Annotated in this window: 15 protein-coding genes and 1 pseudogene; 3 read left to right on the top strand and 13 right to left on the bottom strand. The window is 70.0% G+C overall.

The genetic code is table 11. The features are described 5' to 3' along the window. Positions 1-5: 5 nt before the first annotated feature. From OG905_RS37545 to OG905_RS37510, 8 genes and pseudogenes are all read right to left on the bottom strand, one after another. The gene (locus OG905_RS37545) at positions 6-3,422 is read right to left on the bottom strand and encodes a DUF6603 domain-containing protein (protein ID WP_328681555.1); all 3,417 of its coding nucleotides are present in this window, start codon (positions 3,420-3,422) and stop codon (positions 6-8) included. Next, positions 3,415-5,076 (bottom strand): hypothetical protein, encoded by a 1,662-nt coding sequence (locus OG905_RS37540; RefSeq protein ID WP_328681554.1) that lies wholly within the window; start codon positions 5,074-5,076, stop codon positions 3,415-3,417. The genes OG905_RS37545 and OG905_RS37540 overlap by 8 nt, the downstream gene beginning before the upstream one ends. Before the next feature lie 173 nt (positions 5,077-5,249). Continuing rightward, positions 5,250-6,830: a hypothetical protein gene (locus OG905_RS37535; RefSeq protein ID WP_328681552.1), complete on the bottom strand. Its 1,581-nt coding sequence runs from the start codon at positions 6,828-6,830 to the stop codon at positions 5,250-5,252. 402 nt (positions 6,831-7,232) lie between these two features. Then, positions 7,233-8,414, bottom strand: a complete 1,182-nt coding sequence (locus OG905_RS37530; RefSeq protein WP_328681550.1) for a 4-hydroxybenzoate 3-monooxygenase — start codon at positions 8,412-8,414, stop codon at positions 7,233-7,235. 121 nt (positions 8,415-8,535) lie between these two features. Continuing rightward, positions 8,536-8,778: pseudogene (locus tag OG905_RS37525) on the bottom strand (dioxygenase family protein); the annotation flags it as partial. Continuing rightward, entirely contained in the window at positions 8,777-9,967 is a 1,191-nt protein-coding gene (locus OG905_RS37520; RefSeq protein ID WP_328681548.1) for a thiolase family protein, read from the bottom strand. The pseudogene OG905_RS37525 and the gene OG905_RS37520, both read right to left, overlap by 2 nt. Before the next feature lie 44 nt (positions 9,968-10,011). Next, positions 10,012-10,656 carry a CoA transferase subunit B gene (locus OG905_RS37515; protein WP_328681547.1) on the bottom strand — a complete coding sequence of 215 codons (645 nt, stop codon included), beginning with the start codon at positions 10,654-10,656 and terminating at the stop codon, positions 10,012-10,014. After that, positions 10,656-11,411: a CoA transferase subunit A gene (locus OG905_RS37510; RefSeq protein ID WP_328681545.1), complete on the bottom strand. Its 756-nt coding sequence runs from the start codon at positions 11,409-11,411 to the stop codon at positions 10,656-10,658. The genes OG905_RS37515 and OG905_RS37510 overlap by 1 nt, the downstream gene beginning before the upstream one ends. 176 nt (positions 11,412-11,587) lie before the next feature. Here OG905_RS37510 and OG905_RS37505 point away from each other — a divergent pair, with 176 nt between their 5' ends. After that, entirely contained in the window at positions 11,588-13,255 is a 1,668-nt protein-coding gene (locus tag OG905_RS37505) for an IclR family transcriptional regulator domain-containing protein (RefSeq protein WP_328681543.1), read from the top strand. Positions 13,256-13,381: 126 nt separating this feature from the next. Here OG905_RS37505 and OG905_RS37500 read toward each other — a convergent pair whose 3' ends face one another. The 4 genes from OG905_RS37500 to OG905_RS37485 form a co-directional block, all read right to left on the bottom strand. After that, entirely contained in the window at positions 13,382-14,146 is a 765-nt protein-coding gene (locus OG905_RS37500; protein ID WP_328681541.1) for a YqjF family protein, read from the bottom strand. 67 nt (positions 14,147-14,213) lie between these two features. Then, on the bottom strand, positions 14,214-15,230 hold the full coding sequence (locus OG905_RS37495; RefSeq protein ID WP_328681539.1) for an NAD(P)/FAD-dependent oxidoreductase: 1,017 nt from the start codon (positions 15,228-15,230) through the stop codon (positions 14,214-14,216). Further along, positions 15,227-15,754, bottom strand: coding sequence for an isoprenylcysteine carboxyl methyltransferase family protein (locus tag OG905_RS37490; protein ID WP_328681537.1), 528 nt, complete (start codon positions 15,752-15,754; stop codon positions 15,227-15,229). The genes OG905_RS37495 and OG905_RS37490 overlap by 4 nt, the downstream gene beginning before the upstream one ends. Positions 15,755-15,767: 13 nt before the next feature. After that, on the bottom strand, positions 15,768-16,823 hold the full coding sequence (locus OG905_RS37485) for a type III polyketide synthase (protein WP_328681536.1): 1,056 nt from the start codon (positions 16,821-16,823) through the stop codon (positions 15,768-15,770). Between the two features lie 120 nt (positions 16,824-16,943). Between OG905_RS37485 and OG905_RS37480 the strand changes: the two genes are divergently transcribed. Next, positions 16,944-17,813 (top strand): UbiA family prenyltransferase, encoded by an 870-nt coding sequence (locus OG905_RS37480; RefSeq protein ID WP_328681534.1) that lies wholly within the window; start codon positions 16,944-16,946, stop codon positions 17,811-17,813. 17 nt (positions 17,814-17,830) lie between these two features. Here OG905_RS37480 and polX read toward each other — a convergent pair whose 3' ends face one another. Further along, the gene (gene polX / locus OG905_RS37475; RefSeq protein ID WP_328681533.1) at positions 17,831-19,564 is read right to left on the bottom strand and encodes a DNA polymerase/3'-5' exonuclease PolX; all 1,734 of its coding nucleotides are present in this window, start codon (positions 19,562-19,564) and stop codon (positions 17,831-17,833) included. 225 nt (positions 19,565-19,789) lie between these two features. On the opposite strand from polX, the gene OG905_RS37470 reads away from it, so the two are divergent. Continuing rightward, on the top strand, positions 19,790-21,802 hold the full coding sequence (locus OG905_RS37470; protein ID WP_328681531.1) for a serine/threonine-protein kinase: 2,013 nt from the start codon (positions 19,790-19,792) through the stop codon (positions 21,800-21,802). Positions 21,803-21,813 lie beyond the last annotated feature (11 nt).

Here is a 21,813-nt window from a genome sequence, read left to right as displayed (position 1 = left end):
CGCGCTCATGACAGGGCCTCCGAGGCGGGGATGACGTGCAGAGTGCCGTCCAGCGCGGGGGCATCGGCCACGCGGTCGGCCAGATCCTGGGCGGCCAGGGCCTGGCTGGTGAACGGGCCGCTGAGGCGGCGGTTGTTCAGCGTTCGCGCGACCACGTACGAGTCGCCGGTGACGGTCAGCCGCTGGCCGGCGGGTTCGCGCAGCGTCCGCTGGGCGGCGGCCAAAGGCGAGCGTGCCACGCTCGATCCGGCCATGAAGTGGTTGAACAGGGTGCCGTTGTAGTTCACGAACGACTCGGACGGCTTGTCCGGCTGGGTGATGGTGTCGATGACGCTCTGCTCGTACCGGGCGCTGCGGCGCACCGCGCGCTGCGACGCCATCGCCACGCCGTCCGGGCTCAATTCCAGCCCGGCGTGCTGCCGCTCGAAGGCTCGGCGCGCCAGCTTGGCCGCGTCGTCCATGTTCTGGAACTGCGCGAGCGCGAACATCTCCTCCGCGTCGGACAGCTTGGTCAGCCCGGTGCCCACCGGGCTCACCGCCAGCTTCGAGACGTCGGCTGCGGCCTCCGAGCCGACCTTGTCGACCTGGATGTCCAGCGGCACGGCGCGCTGGCGTACGAACAGCGTGCCGAGCGGGTGAAGCACGAGCTCCGACTCGGCCTCGGGCAGCGCGCGCAGCGTGACCAGCGGCGCTCCGCCGGCGGGCGGCCTGGCCTGCCAGCCTTCCGGTTTGAGCAGCTCGGCGGCGAGCAGCGGCATGACGTTCACCGGCGGCAGGACAGTGTCGCGTTCTTCGCCCCAGGTGATGTCGAAGTCGGCGGAGATCTCGAAGAAGAAGAACGAGATCGAGCCGGTGCCCCTGGCCCGCCATGGATTGGGGCCGGACAGGGCGAACCGCAGCGAGATCGAGAACACCCCGACGCCGAACGCCTTGAGCGACACCGAGGCGTGCACCTCGATGATGAACATGAAGGGCGAGAACTGGAACAGGGCATCGAACCCGATGTGGCCCTCGATGCCGAACCCGCCGAACCCGAAGAACAGGTCGGCCTGCGCGCCGAACTGCGCCGTGTTGCTCGTGACGGCGAAGTAGCCGGAGATCGTGATGCGCCCGATGCCACTGTTCAGTACGTCCACCGACACTCGGCGCGGGCTGGGGAAGGGCAGCGGCGGCGGCGCGAACGACGGGTGGAAGCCGCCGACGCTGAGCACGAAGTTGGGATCCGCGCCGTACGCGACGAGCAGGCCCATCTCGCCGTTGATGGACATGGTCAGCACGCGGGAGCCGAAAAGGGAGGCGAAGAAGAAGATCCGCTTCCTGTCGAATTCGATGGCGCCCGCGAAGTTGACCTGCAGGATCAGCAGCGGCAGTTCCTCGGTGGGCAGCGCCACCTTGAGCACGCCGACGATCGCGATATTGCCGGGGATCTCGATGATCACCCCGAGGGCGACGCTGACCAGGGTCGGTGTGCCCCAGCCGAGCTTGGCCATCGGGCCGATCAGGAAGGTACCCTCCTGCGGCGGGAAGAACGCCCTCAGGTCGCTGAGGATGCGCGGAGCGTTCGCCACGATGTCGCGCGGGAACATCACCGACTCGATGGCGCCGGTCCGTACGCCCTCCATCAGCGCGTCGAGCCGCATCGTGCGGTTGAGGCCGATGATGCCGCCGACCCCGATCAGCTTGAACCCGTAGCCGAGCTGCAGCCCGCCGCCGCCGAACTCGGCGGTGAGCACCAGCAGTAGCGAAAAGCCCGACGAGCCGTCCGGCATGCGGGTGGTGATCAGGCCGATCGCCTTCACCGCGAGGAACTTCGCGAACTCCAGTTGCAGCACGCCCGCGTACTCACCGCGATCGGGGTCGGCGAACAGGTACCCGCCGCCGGTGACGACACCTACGTCGAGCGACAGACCGACGCCGGTCGGCGGTTTGAAGGCGAAGGCCAGGTCGGCGGGGCCGAGGTTGCCACCGTTCCCCGGGAAGCTCAGGTCGGCGCGGACCCCGATCCGGTCCACCGCTGCGGAGATCGGGCCGAGCTTGGCGGTGAGGCCGGCGGACAGCTCGATCGGCAGCTTCCCTGCCTCGATCGTGGCGAGCAGATAGATCGCCTGGAGCTGCACCGGGCCGAGCTCGATGTGCACCGGAACCTGGATCTCAAGTCCGCCGCTGCCGTGGAAGCGCAGCCCCTGCTCCGGCGTGAAGGAGAACCCGACGTCGAACCGGCTCTCGAGGTGCAGTTGGCCGAGCAGCGTCGAGATGAAGCCGTCTCCGCCGGCGGTGTCGATGATCAGTTTGCCGCCGGTGACCTCGCCCTCGGCGACGGGCCCGCCACCGGCCTTGCCGGTACTGGGGTCGAACGTCAGCTTCATCCCGCCGGTGGCGCTCAGCCCGGCGAACTCCAGCCGACTGCCGCCCGCCGTACCGAGCAGCAGGAACGGGGCGGGCGGTGTGGCCTTCAGCCCGGCGGTGATGGACGCCTCGAACGGGCCTGCGGGCGGGGTCAGTTCGATGTCCAGCGGGGGTCGCAGCTCGCCGGACGCGCCGGCGGGCAGCGTGCCGGAGAGGCCGATCTCCGCATTCCAGGTGGGCGGCGAGACGGGGAAGGTGAAGGTGGTGGTCAGCGCGCCGCGCAGCATGACGGCGACCTTGAGCCCGGAGCCGTCGGCGGTGGGCTCCAGGTCGAAGGCGAAGATTTGCAGCCGGGGAGGCTCGGTGGCGGTACCGGGGGTGAACAGGACGGGCAGTCCCAGGCCCGCGACCATCGCCTCGATCACCAAGAGCAGCCGGCCCGCGTCGAAGTGGTCAGTGCCCCAGCCGTAGAGGGTGCCGAGGTGTCCGACCGGGTTGGTGAGCGCGGGCAGAATCCGGTCCAGATGAACCGAGACCCGCTCGTGCGGGGGCTTCGACGGGTTTGTGTCGTCGCCGGGTACGAAGGTGCGCTCGAGGATCCCGAAGACCAGTAACAGCGCCGACGCCGGAGCGGAGAGCTGGAGGATGTCGGCGAGCAGCAAGTCGACGATCTTGCGCGGCAGATTCTCGTTCAGCTCGGCGATCTGCGCCGCGGTGATACCGGGCAGCGTGGGGCCCGCGGTGGCCAGTGCGTTCGCCAGCTCGGGCAGCGCCTCAACCACCCGCCCGAACTGGGTGATCAGAGCGAACGAGGCAGCGGCGACCGCAGCCTGGTCGCCAGAGGCGATCGCGGCGGCCAGCTGCTGGGTGAGCGGACGGAGCTCGGCCCCGCACCCGTACACGGTGAGCCGGGCCGCGCTGATCGTCGGCTCGGCCAGAAACTCGTCGGGGAAGTGCACCCCGAGCTGCTCGAACGTGTCGATCGCGGAATCGTCTCCGAGTTTGTTCGTGATCCGGGTGAACACCCCGGCGAGCTCGGTGGCGACGCGCTCGATGCTTCCCGCGGCCTCAGCCATCGCCGCCGACCTCCTGTCGTACCGCGCCGAGCGCAAAGATGATCTCTTCCAGGGTGCGACCGCCGATGTCGGGAAGGACGCGGCGTACGCGTTCCAGGTCGGTGCGGAGCGCGGGAGTCCCGCGAGCGGAGAGGACCGCGGCGAGCTCGTCGGCGCACTCGAGCAGTGGGCGGCCGTCGATGGTCTCGGGCAGCGCCAACTCGGCGCGGCTCACGATGTGCATGAGCAGCTGAAGGAGCGCGGCGCCGCCGCGGTGGTGCCAGACGATGGTGACCCGGCGATCCCGGCGGATGAGCCGGACCACTTCCTCTCGGTGGTCTCGCCAGAAGGCGATCAGGACCCGCCCCGCGTCAGATGCCTCCAGCCCGGCCCGCAGGGCCACGAGGCCCTCCTCGGGCGGGCGGCCCTCGGCGAACCATGCACCCGCGACCGGAGCCCGCAGGCCGCCCTCGCCATCGCCGTCACCGGTGAACGCGGCGCGGGCCGCCGGCTCCTCGGCGATCCGCTGGGCGACCTCGGCCGGTACGGCAACGCTGCTGCCGCCGGGCACCGTGTGCACCTGACCGGGCGCGGACGCCGTGGAGATCACCGTCTGAATGTTCTCGATGTCCTTCAGCCGCTTCAGCGCCTTTGTGACAGGCATCGCGTACGCATTCACGAGTTCGACGCCGGCCGGGGTCAGCGGCCCCGGCGGCTTCCCCTCCGCCACCAGCTCGGCGTTTGTCTTGCCACGGCTGCGGACGATCCCCGTCACCTGGCAGGACCCCACTGCCGTGTCGTCCACCAGCGCCGATCCCGAGTCGCCCTCGGCGGCGAAGAACACGACGCTTCCCGACGTCGCCGCCGGGTTTGTGTTCGGACGGATGACCAGCAGGTTCTCGACATCGGGACCGGTGGCCCCCAATCCGATGACGACCCCGCCGGTGAGTCGCGTGCGCCCGCCCCGCTTCCGTACAGGGAACGACTGCGTTTTGGCCTCGGCAAGTGTGATGTCGTGGATGCCGGTGACGAAGCCGATGTCGGCGATTTCGCAGAGAAACTTCAAGCCGGGCGAGAGCGCGATCAGGGCTTCGTCGCGGTCCGGCCTGTGCTCGAGCCCACCCACGTACTTCCCGATGGTGTCCTCGCAGCAACCGCTCGAACCGCCGGCCGACGGCTGGCCCACCTTCGTGAAGCCCGACGTGGGCGGCGAGATATCCGGGGAGAAGATCACGTGACCACACGTGAGCCCGTACGCAATGTTGATGTCGGCAGGGTCGGAGACGAAGCAGCCGAGCGTCCCGACGTACTTACTCCCCGGCATCAAGATGAGCGACCCGCCGATCACCGGCCGGTTGCGGGACTCGTCGAACTTCACGTCCTCGGGGAGGAGCGCACCGTCCGCGACGAGGGGCACCATGTCCCCGCCGACGTAGACGTCGGTCTTGACGCCGTCGATCTCCTCGGGGATCCGATGCTCCGGTGGGATCTCCGAAAGCGGGAGCTTGGCATCTACATACACCTGGACGGCCAGTTCGCCTGTCGGTCGGCCGTCGGTCTCCTTGCCGCCGACGGCGACCAGATTCACGCCCGGCAGCGAGAGCAGCCACGCGGTGGACTCCTCCTTGACCCTGGCCACTTGGGCGATGGCCTCGCGATCGGATGCGTCACTCATGAGCGGGTACCCCCTTGTCCGCACCGTGCGCGAACGCCGGTGACGTGCGCCCGCCGAGGTCGGCGTGCGTGTTCCAGATCGGTACGGAGCGAGGGACCCCCGCGCCCCGGCATCACGCTGATAATTCGTCGGCGCATTTCGACTCCGGTTCGCTCGGTGCCATCGCCGAGCCCCTACTCCGGCCGGAACGCGATCAGAACCTGCGGATATGTCATTCCACCCATGTCGGGCAGTGTTGCCCGGGCCGCCGTCAGGTCGTGCTGCAGGCCGGGGCTCGCGTACGGCGCGAACGCATCGGCGATCCGGCAGACGGCCTCGGAAAGCGGCCGGCCGTTTATCGTCTGCGGCATCGCCAGCGTGTGATCGGCTGTCATCCGGAAGAACATCTGCATCAGCGCGGGCCCACCGCAGCGATGCCAGACCAGGGCCACCCTGCGGTGACTTTCCACCAGCGCGATCAGCTCGCTGCCATGCCTCAGCCACAACGTGATCAGCCGGCGCCCTGCCCGCGTGGAGTCGAGCTGCTGCTCAAGTCCCGTGAGCAGATGGGGCGTTGGCAGTGGCACCCCGGGCAGCCATGATGCCTCCACCGGCACCCGTACCGTCTCGCCTGCGGGTAACCCGGCCAGCGCCGGGACGAGTTCCTGGGGCAGGGCGACGGTGGTGGCGCCGGGGACCGTGAAAACCACCCCGGTCGTGGTACCGGTGGCCATCGCGATCTGGAACCCCTCCGCCACGAACGTCGCGATGATCTGCTCGATCGGCAGCTCGAGGCCCTTGTTCATCTTCTGCGTGGCCACGAAGTCGCCCGCGAAGTGCAGCGTCACGGCCTGGCCCTGGTCGTTGACCAGGACGCTGCCGGAGTCGCCGCTGTCAGAGAAGTACAGCGGCTGGCCCGCGGGCACGGCGACGTTGGGGTTGGGCTTGACGACGGTGATGTTGGTCCTGGTGAACCCGTCAGAGGTGGTGTGCGTCGTGTTGATGGCTTCGACCACACCACCGGTCAGCCGGGTCCGGGCGCCACGCTTGCGTACGGCGTACCGCTGGGTCTGCGCCTCCTGCTGGGTGATCGTGTGCGTACCGGTGATCACGCCGATGCCGATGAGCTCCTTGCGGTACTCCATTCCCGCATCGAGCTGGATCAGCGCCGCGTCCCTCACGGTGTCGCGGCCGCCGCCCACAAACGTGCCAATCATGTGGGAGCAGCACTTGGTGGGACTGGAGGACGCCTCGGACTGCCCGACCCGAGTGCTCCCCGCGACGGCGGGCGGGCGGTTTTGCCCCCCGCCCACGATCACGTGGTAATTGGTGATGGCGTACACCTTGTTCGGGTCGGTCCCGTGCAGCAGGAAGCAGCCCAGGGTGCCGAAGCCGACGCCGGACATGTCGCTCTGTACCCGGCTTCCGCCGATCAACGGTCGGTAGCGCTCGTCGTCGGTGTCGTGGTCGGAGGTCAGCGGCGATCCGGGGACCGTGGCCGGCGTGGCCTCCTCGATCGGGGGCGCGGTCTCCAGCCGGCCGATGCCGAGTTCGCTGACGTCGATGCCGACGCCCTCGAACCGGGTGGGCAGGGTCTCGCCGGGGGTGAGTTCGGCGAGCGGACGTTTACGCTGGACGAAGACCTTGATGACGAGCTCCCCGGTGGGGCTGCCGTCGCGTTCGCGCCCGCCGATGCCGACGCCGGTGACGCCGGGGATCTGCATGAGCACGTCGGCGGCGCGTTCCTTCACCGCAAGAAGATCCTCGTCTGGCATGGCGTGCCTCCTCGCTCCCGACGTGCGGGTACACGGGTGGCCCGCAACCGCGGGCCCTGTGATTGCGAAGCAGACCTCCGCCGACGGCGTACGCCACCCGGCCGAAGGAGACCTGATTAGCCTAATTGGTACTTTAGGTTCCCTGCCTGACGGGTAGCCAGCATGTTCACTCGAGTGGGTTACCGGCCGGTCAGCTTTTCGGTGCATCCCAGTTCGTGTGCGGGTCGGACGACACGGGATTCGAGCCCAGCCTCAGACTTCGATGCCGATGGAGCTCGCCGGACGTACCGCCGACCGGTTCGACGCGGTCAGGGTCTCAGCGATCTGGTTCCGGCCGGTCTCGTCCGGCGGGGCCGGGCCGCATAGCAGGTGCGGGACGGCAGGCACCGGGGCACCCGACCCTTACGCGATCGGCAACCCCGTGTAGTTCTCCGCCAGTTCCGCCGCCGCGTGCCGCGAGTTCGCCACGCGGTGCAGCTGGGACAGCTGCAGACGGGAGTCGAATGCGGACTGCGCCGGATCCGTGTGGAGCATCGTCGTCATCGAGTACGAGAAGTGTTCCGCTCGCCAGACCCGGCGCAGGCACGTGTCGGAGTAGGCGTCGAGCAGTTCCGTCGAGCCCGTGTTCTGCTCGTGGATCAGTGCGCGGGCCAGCACGATGACGTCGGATGCCGCCAGGTTGAGGCCCTTCGCGCCCGTCGGCGGGACGATGTGGGCCGCGTCCCCGGCCAGGAAGACGCTGCCGAAACGCATCGGCTCGGTCACCGAACTGCGCATCGGGAGAACGGACTTGGAAGAGACGGGGCCTCTCTCCAGTTTCCAGCCGGGGTCGGTGTCGATGGCGAAGCGGGCGTCCAGCTCGTCCCACACGCGCTCGTCCGGCCAGTCGGCGGGATCCGTGCCGCTCGGGACTTGGAGGTAGAGGCGGCTGACGGCGGGCGACCGCATGCTGGCCAGGGCGAAGCCCCGCTCGGAATGGGCGTAGATCAACTCGTCGTAGACCGGGGGTGCTTGGGCGAGAATCCCGAGCCAGGAGTAGGGATAGGTCCGCTCGTACGTCGTGCGGACCGACTCCGGGACGGCGTTGCGCGTCACCCCGTGGAAGCCGTCGCAGCCGACGACGTAGTCGCAGGTGAGTGTCTGCTCCCGCCCCTCGTGGAGGTAGCGGATGAACGGCCGGTCGCTGTCGGCATCCTCCACCGAGCGCACCTGGGCCTCGAACAACAGCGGTCCGCCGTCGCTGAGCTGGCGGGCTATCAGATCCTTGACCACCTCGGTCTGCGCGTACACCGTCACGCTCCTGCCGCCCGTGAGGGCGAGGAAGTCGAGCCGGTGGGCGCCGCGGTCGAAGCGCAGCTCGATGCCGTCGTGGACCATCCCCTCGCGGTCCATGCGCTCGGCGACTCCGGCGGAGCGCAGAGCGTCCACGGTGCCCTGTTCGAGGATGCCTGCCCGCTGGCGGTTCTCGACGTGGGCGCGGTCGCGTGATTCGAGGGTCACGCTGTCGATGCCGGCGTTGCGCAGCAGGCGGGCGAGCAGCAGTCCGGCGGGGCCTGCGCCGATGATGCCGACGGTGGTGTGCATCAGCAGCCTTCTTTCCGGGGGGTTCACATTGTGCCCCCATCTCCGGGCACTGATGTGCGTACTGCCATGCCGTCGCGGGCGCGGTCCGGCCGGGCGCCGAGGTGGGTGAGCTGGGCGCCGAGTACGGCGCGGGGCTGCTCGACGTCGGCCGGACGGGCGGCATGCGGAAGTTCGCCCGGTAGTGCCCCTCGTCGTCGGTCTGACAGCGGCCGGCGCCGGTGAAGTTCGCGTCGAGCAGCGCCGGGTGCTGGTCGCGCTGCTGGGCGTACCGCCCGGAGGCGCCTGCCTGCCACACCTCGACGAGCTGCCCGCGCACCGGCCGGCCCGCCCGGTCGAGTACCCGCCCGGTGACGGTGATCCGGTCACTTCTCCAGTACGAGTGCCAGGCCCTGGCCGACGCCGATGCACAGTGCGGCGATTCCGGTGCCGGAGCCTACCGCGGCGAGCTGGTGGGCGACGGCTCCGGTGATGCGGGCGCCCGACGCGCCGAGCGGATGGCCGATGGAGATGGCGCCGCCGCGCGGGTTGACCACGGCCGGGTCAAGTCCGGGCCACTGTCCGATGCAGGCGAGCGCCTGGGCCGCGAACGCCTCGTTGAGTTCGAGGGTGTGCAGGTCCCCGAGGCCCCGGCCGGCCTTCTTGAGTGCGCGGTGGACCGCTTCGACGGGTCCGGCTCCGAAGTACTGCGGCTCGATGCCGGTCACGGCCGTGGCGCCGATCCTGGCCAGCGGCTCGCGCCCGGTGGCGCGCAGGCCGTCCTCGTCGGTGAGCAGCAGGGCCGCGGCGCCGTCGTTGAGCGGTGAGGAGTTGCCGGCGGTGACGGTGCCGCCCTGGCGGAAGACGGGCTTGAGCTTGGCGAGGGCCTCGGTCGACGTGGTGTCGCGGATGCATTCGTCCCGGGCCAGATCAACGCCGTCGACCAGGGCGATTTCCGCGTCGTACAGTCCCGCGTCCCAGGCACGCGCGGCCTTCTGGTGGCTTTCGAGGGCGAAGGCGTCCTGTGCCTCGCGGTCGATACCGTAGCGGTCGGCGACCAGTTCGGCGCCTTCGCCGAGGGCGACCGTCCACTCCTTGGGCATGCGCGGGTTGACCATGCGCCAGCCGAGCGTGCTCGAGAACATCTCCTGGTGGCCGGCGGGGAAGGCGCGTTCGGGCTTGGGCACCACCCAGGGCGCGCGGCTCATCGACTCGACGCCGCCCGCGACGGCGATGGACGCGTCCCCGACGGCGATGGCCCGGGCCGCCTGGATGACCGCTTCCATGCCGGAGCCGCAGAGCCGGTTGACTGTGGCGCCGGGCACGGTGACGGGGAGCCCGGCCAGCAGTACTGCCATGCGGGCCACGTCGCGGTTCTCCTCCCCCGCGCCGTTGGCGTTGCCGAAGAAGACGTCGTCGATGCGGGCCGGGTCGAGGTCGGGCGTACGGGAGACGAGCGCGCCGAGCACATGGGCCGCGAGGTCATCGGGGCGTACGCCGGACAGGGCGCCGCCGTACTTGCCGATCGGCGTGCGGACGGCGTCGACGACATAGACATCACGAAGGCGGTCGGTCATGTCAGCTCCTGGTGCGGGCGGAGGGAGATGGCGGTCAGGGGGTGTCAGCTGGTGGGGAGGGGAGTGCGGACGGGCGCGGCGGTCTTGTCCCGCACCTCGTCGGGAGTGACCCCGCGGGCGGTCTCGACGAGGTGCAGTCCGTCCTCGGTGACGTCGAGGACGGCGAGGTCGGTGATGATGCGGTGCACGCAGGCCTTGCCGGTGAGCGGCAGGGCGCACTCCTGGACGATCTTCGGGGAGCCGTCCTTGGTCGTGTGGTCGGTCAGGACGATGACGCGGCGGGCTCCGTGGACCAGGTCCATGGCGCCTCCCATACCCTTGATCATCTTGCCGGGGATCGACCAGTTGGCGAGGTCGCCGGTGGCGGAGACCTGCATGGCGCCAAGGATGGCAGCGTCGATATGGCCGCCGCGGATCATGCCGAAGGAGAGTGCGGAGTCGAAGAACGCGGCTCCGGGCCGGACGGTGACGGTCTCCTTGCCCGCGTTGATGAGGTCCGGGTCGATCTCGTCGGGTGTCGGGTAAGGCCCGACACCGAGGATCCCGTTCTCCGAGTGGAGCACCACATCCACGCCTTCGGGAAGGAAGTTGGGGACGAGAGTGGGCAGCCCGATGCCGAGGTTGACGTACGAGCCGTCGGTCAGCTCGGCGGCCGCGCGGGCAGCCATCTCGTCTCGTGTCCAGGCCATCAGCCTCGTACCGTCCTCTTCTCGATCTGCTTGTCGCCGGCCTGCTCGGGGGTGAGCACCACCACGCGCTGGACGAACACCCCGGGCAGATGGACGGCATCGGGCTCGATCTCGCCGGGTTCGACGAGTTCCTCGACCTCGGCGATGGTCACGCGGCCCGCCATCGCGGCGAGGGGGTTGAAGTTACGGGACGTCTTGTTGAAGACGAGATTGCCGTGGCGGTCGCCCTTTGCGGCCCGTACGAGCGCGAAGTCGGTGGTGATGCCGTACTCGAGGACGTGCTCGAGTCCGTCGAAGGTGCGGATTTCCTTGGCGGGGCTCGGCACGGCCACCTGGCCGTCCGCTGCGTACCGGCGGGGCAGGCCGCCGTCGGCGACCTGGGTACCGACTCCGGCGGGGGTGAAGAAGGCGGGGATGCCGCAGCCCCCGGCCCGCAGCCGCTCGGCGAGAGTGCCCTGGGGGACGAGCTCGACCTCCAGCTCGCCGCCCAGGTACTGGCGGGCGAATTCCTTGTTCTCGCCGATGTACGAGCCGGTGACGCGGGCGATACGGCCCGCGGCGAGCAGTGTGCCGAGCCCGGCGCCGTCCACCCCGCAGTTGTTGGAGACCACCTGAAGCCCTCGGACACCACGAGCCAGGAGCGCCGCGATCAGCGTGTCGGGCACACCGCTGAGCCCGAAGCCGCCGACGGCCAGCGAGGCGCCGTCGCCGATGTCGGCGATCGCCTCGGCGGCGCTCTGCTTGACTTTGTCCATGGAGGGGTTCCTTGTCACCAGCCGACAGAACCTGCGCGGGGATGCAGTTGTTCGCCAGATGAACTACAGTTCATTTCCACTCGAGAGTGTGCGTTCACCGGCCACGCAATGTCAACGGCCGCACGGAACGCCGGGGGACGCAGAAGGACCCCGCTCCACAACCGCACGGAGGGCCGATGGCCGTCACGACGCCGACCCACGACACGCCCGCCGAAGCCGTAGGGCCGCTGATGCGCGGCATCTCCGTACTGCGTGACATGAGCGAGGCCGGCGGCGTGATGACCATGAGCGAGCTCGTACGCTCCACCGGCCTCGCCCGCTCCACCGTCGACCGGATCGCCGCCACCCTGGCACGCATGGGCTACCTCCGGCTCGACGGGCACCGCGTCGTCCTCGCGCCCCGCCTGATGGAACTCGGCAACGCCTATCTGGCCGCCATCCGGCTGCCGGGACTGCTCGGCCCGCTCGCCGAGAAGCTTGCCGACGAACTCGACGAGTCCGTGTCCCTGGCCGTGCCGGACCGTGACGGCATCCGCTTCGTCCATCAGACCACCCGGCGCCGGGCCATGTCCCTCACCTTCCGCATCGGGGATTTGCTGCCCGCCGAACGCACCGCGCAGGGAACGGTGTTCGCCGCGTACTGGAGCGAGGAGGAGTGGGCGCACTGGCACGCGCGGCGGGCCGCCGACCCGCACGGCCACGCCTTCCTGCCCGCGCTGCCGCCTCCCCACGCGGCCGAGGACGGCCCCGCCTTCGAAGAACGCGCGGCCGATGCGCGCGCGCAGGGCTGGGCCGTGGACGACCAGCTGATCGAGCCGGGACTGAACGCCCTCGCCCTGCCGGTCCGGGCTCCAGGCGGCGAAGTGGTCTGCGCCGTGAGCCTGGTGAGCCACACGAGCCGCCACAGCGCCGAGTCGCTGCGGGAGTCACTGCTGCCACGGGCGCGCGATGCCGTTGCCGCGATGGAAGAGCGACTGAGTCACCCGGCTGATGAAGAGCGGGCCGACGAGCCGCCCGCCGGTGGACTCGCCGACTGGACCAACGCCTCGAAGCAGGAACTCGGCGCGGAGTTCGTGGAGTCGCTCGCGCGCGGCCTCACCGTGATCACCGCCTTCGGGGACGGCAGGGCGGAACTCACTCTCGCCGCCGTCGCCGAGGCCACCGGTCTCGCCCGTGCCACCGCCCGCCGCGCCCTCATCACGCTGGAGCACCTCGGATACGTGGAGGCGCGGGAGCGGACCTTCCGCCTCACCCCGAGCGTGCTGGCACTCGGCTGTCCGCCGCTGTCGCGCACCACACTCTCCGAGATCGCCTCGCCCCATCTGGCCACCCTCGTCCAGCAGGTGCACGACTCGGCGTCCCTGGCCGTGCTCGACGGCGACGCCATCCAGTACACGGCCCGCGTCGCCACCGGCCGCATCATGAGCGTCAACATCCAGATCGGTACGAGATTTCCGGCGTACGCGGCGTCCATGGGCCGCGTCCTGCTGGCCGGGCTTCCCCCGCAGGAACGCGCCGCCCGGCTGGAGCGCACCGAACTGCGGGCGCTGACACCCCGGACCGTCACCGGCCTGCCGGAACTCGAAGCGGTCCTGGAGCGCGTGGCACACGAGGGGTACGCGCTTGTCGACGAGGAGCTCGAGGAGGGCCTGCGCTCACTCGCCGTACCGGTGCGCGATCTCGACGGAAAGTCGGTCGCGGCCGTGAACGTCGCCATGCACAGCAGCCGCCGCACGGTTCAGCAGTGCCTGGCCGAGGTCCTTCCCGAGCTGCGGGCGACCGCCGCCGGGATCGAGGCCGACCTGCACATCGCGGGGCGCTTCACGAGGATCCCGACGGCCTGAGCCGGGCTTGGGGCGCGCCTACGGGGACGCTCAGGTCCTGTCCGGTCGATCAGCCGGATCAGTGAGCGGGGTCGGCGAGCGTGCGCGCCAGGGCACGCGAGTCCGGCAAGATCGGCCGAACAGGACCTAAGGGGTCGGGATACCGCCGGGGCGGGCCGGGCGGCCGAAGCGTACGGGGACCCCCGGCGAATACAGCACGCTCACCGGCTCTCCCTCCGGTTCGGGCAGTCCCGCCGCCCTCACCAGGTCCTCGTCGCACTCGATGAGCTCGCCGCGGTGAAGGGGCCAGCGCGGATGCGTGTTGGGCAGGTATACCGAGCGGCCGAGGAACGTGTTGTGCATGCCCCAGCGGGCGGTCAGGAAGTGTTCCAGCTCGCTGGGGTCCTCGACCCTCTCACCGATCCGCAGGGCAATCCGGCTGTGCGCGCCCCGCGGTCCGGGCCAGCGCCGCGTGCTCGTGTAGGTGAGCACGTCGCCGTCCCGCCGGATCGACATGCGAGACCACAGGTACGGCAGCCGGAAAGCCGCTCGTGCGACAGCCACCGGGATCAGCCGGGAGGCGTCGAGCGACCGGAAGACCACCCCGCGCCGCCCGTGGGCATCGCGCGAGTAGAGACGGACGTTGGTCTCGGGAAAAGTGCCCAGGTAGGGGACGCCGGGCAGGCGGAACCAGCCGACGCGGTGCATCCGGAAGGCGACAAGTCCGATGTAGGTGACCCCGTGGAGAGTGTCGGGAGTCGTGCCGGGCGGCAGGAGCGGTGCCACGTCCGCCGGGTCGGCGGCCCAGTGCAGGAACGCCAGGTCCAGCCAGGACTGGGTGAGCAGGGGGCTCACCTCGGGGTGGGGTGAGTCCGCGGTTATGGACTGGGGAGGACGTGGTGTGTGCAGCACCCTGTCAGCATCTCAGAGTCCCCCTCGGCAGCCGGGCCGGGGGCGCGGCCGGGCTCCTGGCCTGTGCCTACTGCAGTGCGTGCACCGCCGCTCTGAAAGCAGCCGGCACGCGGTGGGCCGCGGGAACGATCAGGCGTGCTGTGCCGGGGTACCGGGCGGCTCGCAGCAGGCCCTCGGTGAGCAGACGGTGGCGCCGGGTCAGCCGCGCCCACTGCGCGGGGTAATCCTGAGGACGGGCGGCGGACAGACACCGAACGGCGGCCGCGGCCGTCGCCAGTGCCAGGGCGACGCCTTCACCCGTCAGGGCATCGACATAGCCGGCCGCGTCACCGACGAGCAGGGCCCGCCCGGACCACTGGGTCCGCGCCCGCTGCCGCAACGGTCCGGCGCCGCGCACGGAATTCGCCTCCCGGTCCCGGAGCACCTCGGCGAGTACGGGAAATCCCGCCATGTGCTCTTCGTAGGAGCGACGGTGGCGGCTTAGCACGGCGACCCCAACCAGGTTGTCACCGACCGGCGTCACGTACGCCTCACCGTGGCGCGACCAGTGGACTTCCACGAAGTCGGCCCACGGCGCGATGAGGTAGTGGCGCCGCAGGCCGTAGCGACGGTGTCCTGCGCCCCCGGGACTGTCCAGGCCCAGCGCGCGGCGCAGCGGTGAGTGCAGGCCGTCGGCGGCGATCAGCCAACGCGCCGTCAGCCCCGCCGCCCTGACCCGGTCGTGGCTCTGGTGGATCTCCCCCACCTTGCCCGGCACGATCTTCACCCCGATGTCCAGGGCCCGTTGATACAGGGCCTCGTGCAGCTCCGTCCGCCGTACGCCGAGCCCAAAGCGGTCCCGGAACGTTGCCTCCGCACGACAGGCGCCGTCGAGGTAGCGGATCCCGCGCAGGTCACGGCCCGACACGTCGACACCCAGCGAACGCAGCGCCGCCACGCCGCTGGGCATGATTCCCTCGCCGCATGCCTTGTCGACGGGAGCGGGGCGCGGCTCGACGACCACGGCTTCCATCCCGGTCCCGGCGGCATGGATCGCGGCCGCCAGGCCGGCCGGGCCTCCACCCGCGACCAGCACGTCGATCACGTCCGTACTCCTGCGGCTGTCGCGAGAGCCAGGGCCCCGTCCTCGCACCGGATGCGGACCGCCATGAGCACGGAGTTGAGCGCCGTGAAGGCGAGGGCGGTCACCCACGCACCGTGGACCAGTGGCAGGGCAAGCCCCTCGGCGGCGACCGCGACATAGTTGGGGTGGCGAAGCCATCGGTAGGGCCCGCCGCTTACCAGGGGCAGGCCCGGGACGACGATGACGCGGGTGTTCCACTGATGTCCGAGCGTACGGATGCACCACCAGCGCAAGGCCTGGGCGGCCACGACCACGGCCGCCATGGTCCAGCCGAAAAGCGGCAGGAACGGGCGGTCGGCCAGCCGGACTTCGGCGAGAGCGCCCGCGAGCAGGGCGGTGTGCAGGGCGACCATGGCGGGGTAGTGGCCTCTGCCGGTTTCGATGCCGCCGCGTGCCCGGCTCCAGCGGGTGTTGTGCAGCGCCACGGCGAGTTCGGCGAGTCGCTCGGCCGCGACGGCCAGCACCCCGGCGGTGTACCAGATCATCGGTTTCTCCGAACTACCAGCGCAGCAGCACCAGTTCGCAGCAGAATCCTGGGCCCATGGCCAGCAGCAGACCGGGCGTTCCCGGTTCGGGACACTTCTGCTCGAGCGTGTCCCGAAGGACATGAAGGACCGAGGACGAGGACAGGTTGCCCACGTTGGCAAGCGAGCGCCAGGTGACGTCGAGGGCGCCGTCGGGCAGGGAGAGAACTTCGGAGACGGCTTCCAGGACTTTGGGGCCGCCAGGATGGCACACCCAGTGAGCCACGTCCTTCGGCTTGAGGCCGTGCTCCTCCAGGAATCCCTCGACGTCGCCTTTGAGATGGCGGCGCACGACGTCGGGGATGGCCGCGTCGAGCACCACGCCGAAGCCGGAGCTCCGGATGTCCCAGCCCATGAGGTGTTCGGTTTCCGGGTACATGCGGCTGCGAGTGGCCACCACCTCGGGGCCTGCCGCCCGGGCCGCGTTGCCGCCGACGGCAACCACGGCCGCTGCCCCGTCGCCGAACAGCGCGGTCGCCACCAGGTTGGCGGGCCGCGTGTCATTGCGCTGGAAGGTGAGGGAGCAGAGTTCGACGGACAGGAGCACGGCCACGTGGTCGGGCCGGCCGAGCAGGTAGTCGTGCAGCCGGGCCACGCCGGCCGCCCCGGCGACGCAGCCGAGACCGAAGACCGGCAGCCGTTTCACATCGGGCCGCAGGCCCAGACGCCCGACGAGCCGGGCGTCGATGGAGGGCGCGGCCACTCCGGTGACGGAGGTGAACATCAGCAGGTCCACATCGGTGGGCCGCAGCCCCGCGGTCCGCAGCGCGCCACGGACCACCTCGGCACCCATGTTCGTGGCCGCGGTGATGAACACGTCGTTGGCGGCGCCGAGGCCGTCCAGCTCGCCGTAGCGTTCCAGGGGCAGCACCGTGTGCCGCGTGCGCACCTGGGCGTTCTCGTGAAGGCGATCGAGGACACGGCGGTCGGCGCCCGGTGGCAGGCAGGTCCGAGCCACCATGTCGGTGATGTCGCGCTGGGTGTAGCGGTGGGGTGCCAGGGTGCCGTGAACAGCTGCGATCCGGGTCATCCGGCTTCCCGCCTTGGAGGCATCATGGGCCCATTCCTAGCCCGCGCGCGGGCACGGGACACCTGAAGTAGCCCGTGCGGCTGTCACACCCGTGCGCCTCGGAGTGCCTACGATCACACGATGGGCACCACGGATCGGTCACCCGCATACGCCCCGGCCTCGTGGCCCCTGCGCCGCGCCGTCGGGCTGGCTCTGTCCTGCCATCCGGGACCAGTGGTCGCGGTGACGGTCCTGGCAACCGGACTGGCCGTCAGCGCCCGGCTCAGCGGCGCCCGTTGCGCGCTGATCGGCGCGGCCGTGCTGGCCGGCCAGCTCTCGGTGGGCTGGTGCAACGACGCCTTCGACGCCCGGCGCGACGCCGCGGTCGGCCGCCGGGGGAAACCGGTGGCCGACGGTTCCGTGGGCGGTGGCGCGGTATGGGCCGCGGCGTTCGCCGCCCTCCTGCTGTGTGTGCCGCTGTCGCTGGCCTGCGGCCCTGTCGCCGGTGCGGTGCACCTCGCCGCGGTCGCTGCGGCATGGGCGTACAACGTGAAGCTCAAGGCGACGGTGCTGTCCTGGCTCCCGTACGCGCTCGGATTCGGCAGTCTGCCGGCGGTCGTCACCCTGAGCATGCCCGGCCGTCCCTGGCCGGCGTGGTGGGCCGTGACGGCCGGAGCACTCCTCGGTATCGCGGCCCATCTGGGTGACGTACTCCCCGACATCCCCGACGATCTGAGGACCGGGGTGCGCGGACTGCCGCACCGGCTGGGCGTCACCGGCACCCGGCTGCTGCTGCCGGTCCCCCTGGTTGCGGCAACGGCGGTACTGGTGCTGGGCCCCGCGGGGCCGCCGGGCGCATGGGGAGCGGCCACGCTGTTCGCGGCAGTGCTGACAGCGGTCGCGGGGCTCGCACTTGGCCCCTACTGGCGCAAGGCGGCGTTCGCCGGGACGGTCGCCGTGGCGGCGACCGATGTGGCACTGCTCCTGGCGCGGGGCACCGCCTTTTCGTGATTTCCGTATCGTCGCCTCTACGTCCCTGCGCCGCCCTTGCGCAGGAACCGGCGCAGCTTGGTGAGCGGCCAGGTGTTGATGACGTCGTCCTTCGTCAGCCATCCGCGCTGCGCCGTGCCCACCCCGTAGCGCATGTAGGGCAGATGCGTGGTGGAGTGCGCGTCCGAGTTCACCGCGAACTTCACGCCGTACCGCTTCGCGCGCAGGATGTCCTCGTCGCAGAGGTCGAGACGCTCAGGATGCGCGTTGATCTCCAAGGCGGTGCCCGTTCTCGCGCAGGCGTCGAAGACCGCGTCGAAGTCGGCGTCGATACCGGGGCGCTTGCCGATCCGGCGAGTGGTCGGGTGGCCGATGACGGCCACGTGCGGGTTCTCGCAGGCACGGACGAGACGGCGGGTGAGCGCCTGCCTGCTCTGGTTGAAGTGTGAATGGACGGAGGCCACGCACAGGTCGAAGCCCTCCAGGAAGTCGTCGGGCCAGTCGACCTCCCCGTCCGGGCCGATATTGAGCTCCGTTCCGTGCAGAAGCCGCATCCCGTGGTGCTTCCGGTCGAGTTCCCGTACGCGCTCGCGCTGCGCGAGGATCTTCTCGTCGGTCATGCGCTGCATATAGAGGTTCGGGGCGTGGTCGGTGATCGCGTAGTACGCGTAGTCCCGGGCGGCAGCGGCGGCGACCATGTCCTCCAGCGGGGCGAGGCCATCGGTGAGGTCGGTATGGGTGTGCAGGTCGCCCCTGATGTCCTTCTCGGCGAGCAGGTCGGGGAGTTCGCCGCGCATTCCTGCCGCGATCTCCCCCCGGTCCTCACGCAGGGGCGGCGGGATCCAGGGCAGGCCGAGCCTGTCGTAGATGTCCTCCTCCGACTCCGAGGTGATCAGCTTGCCGCTCTTGGCGTGGAAGAGCCCGTACTCGGAGAGCTTGAGCTTGTGGCGTACCGCGATCTCACGGGTGCGGATGTTGTGCGCCTTGGATCCGGTGAAGTACTGCAGTCCCGCTCCCCAGGATTCGGGCGGAAGGACTCGCAGATCCACCTGGAGGCCCTTGGTGGTACGGATGGAGGTCTTCTTCTCGCCGTGCGCGATGACCTCGGCCGTTTGGGGAAGGCCGCTCAGGGCCTCCATGAACGGCGCCGATTGCTCCGCCGCCACCAGGATGTCGATGTCCCCGATCGTCTCCCTCATGCGGCGCAGCGATCCCGCGTAGGTGCACCGTTCACATCCGGGGATGCCCGACAGGTCGGAGACGATCTGTTCGGCGATGTCCATGGCCGCGCCGATGAGGATCCGGCCGCCACCGGCCTTCTGCATCAGGGAGATGCCGTGGAGGATGTTGTCCTCGGTCTTCTCGCCGAAGCCCTTCAGGTCGCGCAGCTTCTCCTCGCGGATGGCGTCCAGCAGCTGGTCCACGGAGGAGATGCCCAGCTCCTCGTAGAGGACCATGGCCTTCTTGGGCCCGAGCGTGGGGATGGTGATCAGCTCGCGGACGCCGGCGGGAATCGACGCCCGGGTCTCCTCGATGGTGGCGACGTGGCCGGACTGCAGATACTCGGCGATCTTGTCGGCGATCGACTTGCCGACGTTGGGGATGTCCCGCAGAGCCTTGGCGTCGAGCTTCGAGACGTCCGCGTGGTAGCCGCCGACGGCGCGGGCGGCCTTTTCGTAGGCGCGCGCCTTGAAGGCGTCCCCGCCACTGATCGCGATCAGGTCGGCGTACTCCTGGAGGAGTGATTCGACCTCCTCGTTGGCTCGGACCATACCTTCATGGTGCTCCGGTACGGCCGGGGAGGCACGCCTGGGCGTGGCCACGCCCGTTCACCTGCCCCCGTACCCGGCAGATTGAACACAAGATCCCTGCATCTCATCATACTTATTAAGATGATCGCCTTCGACATCTGATGTCCATGAATACCCGATACACTGCCGCCGCAAGTGACACGGTTGTTTGTCCAGGATGTGACCCGGGGGGGCGCCTTGGAGCCATTGGGACCTGACGACCCCACCGTCGTGGGGCCGTACCGGCTGGTCGCCCAATTGGGCAGTGGCGGCATGGGACGCGTCTACCTCGGGTACTCGCCGAGCGGTCGGCGGGTCGCGATCAAGGTCATCCGTCCCGACTACGTGCAAGAACCCGCCTTCCGGCAGCGCTTCGCCCGCGAGGTGATCGCCTCGCGTGCCGTGAGTGGTTTCTTCACGGCCGGGGTGGTCGATGCGGACCCCGACGGAAGCCGGCCGTGGCTGGCGACCGCGTACATTCCCGGCCCCTCGCTCCAGCAAGCGGTGCACAAGGGCGGCCCCTTCCCGGAGCGGTCCGTGCGGGCGCTCGGTGCGGCACTGGTGGAAGCACTGACGGCGATTCATGGCGCGGCTCTCATCCACCGGGATCTCAAGCCCGCCAATGTGCTGCTGGCCGAGGACGGGCCACGCGTCATCGACTTCGGGATTTCCCGGCTCGCCGAGCACAGCGGACTGACGCTCACCGGCACCACGATCGGGTCTCCGGGCTATATGTCGCCCGAGCAGATCCAGGGACTGCCGATCGAGCCCTCGTCCGACGTGTTCTCGCTCGGCTCGGTTCTGGCCTTCGCCGCGACGGGTGCCGGTCCCTTCGGCGAAGCCTCCATACCGGCGCTGTTGTTCCGCGTGGTGCACGAGGAGCCCAAACTCCAGGCGATACCGGCCGGGTTGCGCGAACTGATCAGTTGGTGCCTGTCGAAGCGGCCTGCCGACCGCCCGGCCCTGTCCGCCCTGATGCCCGCTCTGACCGGCGGCCGCTCCCCGGTGGAACTGCTCGGCGCGGGCTGGCTGCCCAAGCCCTGGCAGGACGAAGACACGTCGGGGACGCTCGCTTTCCCGGACCTGCCGACTTCGGCTTCGGCGGACCACTCCCCCGTGCCCGAACAGCAGCCGAGCCTGCCGGAACCTCCCCCCGAGCCATTGCCGGAGCGGCCGGTCAGCCGTCGCCGACTGCTGTACGCCGCGGCCGGTGCCCTGGGGGCCGGCGGGCTGGCAGCCGCCGGCTGGGGCCTCACGCGGGATCGCGAGTCGCCCGCCGCGGGATCTCTGCGCTGGCGGTTCACCACCACCGGCACGGTGCTGTCCTACCCGAGAGTGGCCGGGGATCTGGTCTACGCGGCCAGCAACGACGGCACGCTGTACGCGCTGACCGCCGCCGACGGACAGCAGCGATGGAAGTACACCACCGCCGCGGCCATCGGCTCCGCACCCACCGTGCTGGGCGGCAGCGTGTACCTCGGCAGCGACGACCGCACCCTCTATGCCTTCGACGCGCGTTCGGGCAAGGTCCGTTGGCGGTTCACCACCGGGGGCATCGTCCATACCCCGGTCGTGACAGGGGGCGTTGCCTACGTCGGCAGCGCGGACCACCGGCTGTACGCCCTCGACGCGGCCGACGGAAAGCGCCGTTGGACCTTCGCCACGGGCAACGACATCCACTCCCCCGCCGTGTCCGGCGAGACGGTGTACGTGGGCAGCAGCGACACCAGCCTCTACGCGGTGAACGCGAACACCGGCGAGAAGCGGTGGGCCTTCACCACTCGCGGGGCCGTGTCCGGCATCCCGACCGTAGCGGGCGGCCTCGTCTACTTCGGCAGCACCGACGGCGCTCTCTACGCGGTCGACGCAGGCACTGGAAAGCAAGTCTGGCGATTCGAGGGCGCCTCCGTCGGATCCAACCCGGCGATCGCCAAGGGAGTGGTGTACGTGGGGGGCGGCAAAACGCTGCACGCGCTGGACGCCAACACCGGCAAACCCACATGGGAGTTCACAGCCACAGGAGACGTCCACGCTCCGGTCGCAGCAGGCGCGGTGGTGTACGTGGGCAGCACCGACACCAAGCTCTACGCGGTGAACGCCGCGGCAGGAGAGCAGCTGTGGGCCTACTCCGCCTCCGCTCCGGTGCACTCTCCGGCCGTCACCCAGGACGCGGTGTACTTCGGCAGCGACGACAGCACGCTCTACGCCGTTCGGATTTGAACCAACCGGGA

It is taken from the genome of Streptomyces sp. NBC_00322, assembly GCF_036147535.1.
GTDB lineage: Bacteria > Actinomycetota > Actinomycetes > Streptomycetales > Streptomycetaceae > Streptomyces.
The sequence above is the reverse complement of the archived record's forward strand: the minus strand, read 5'-3'. Positions and strand labels throughout refer to the sequence as shown.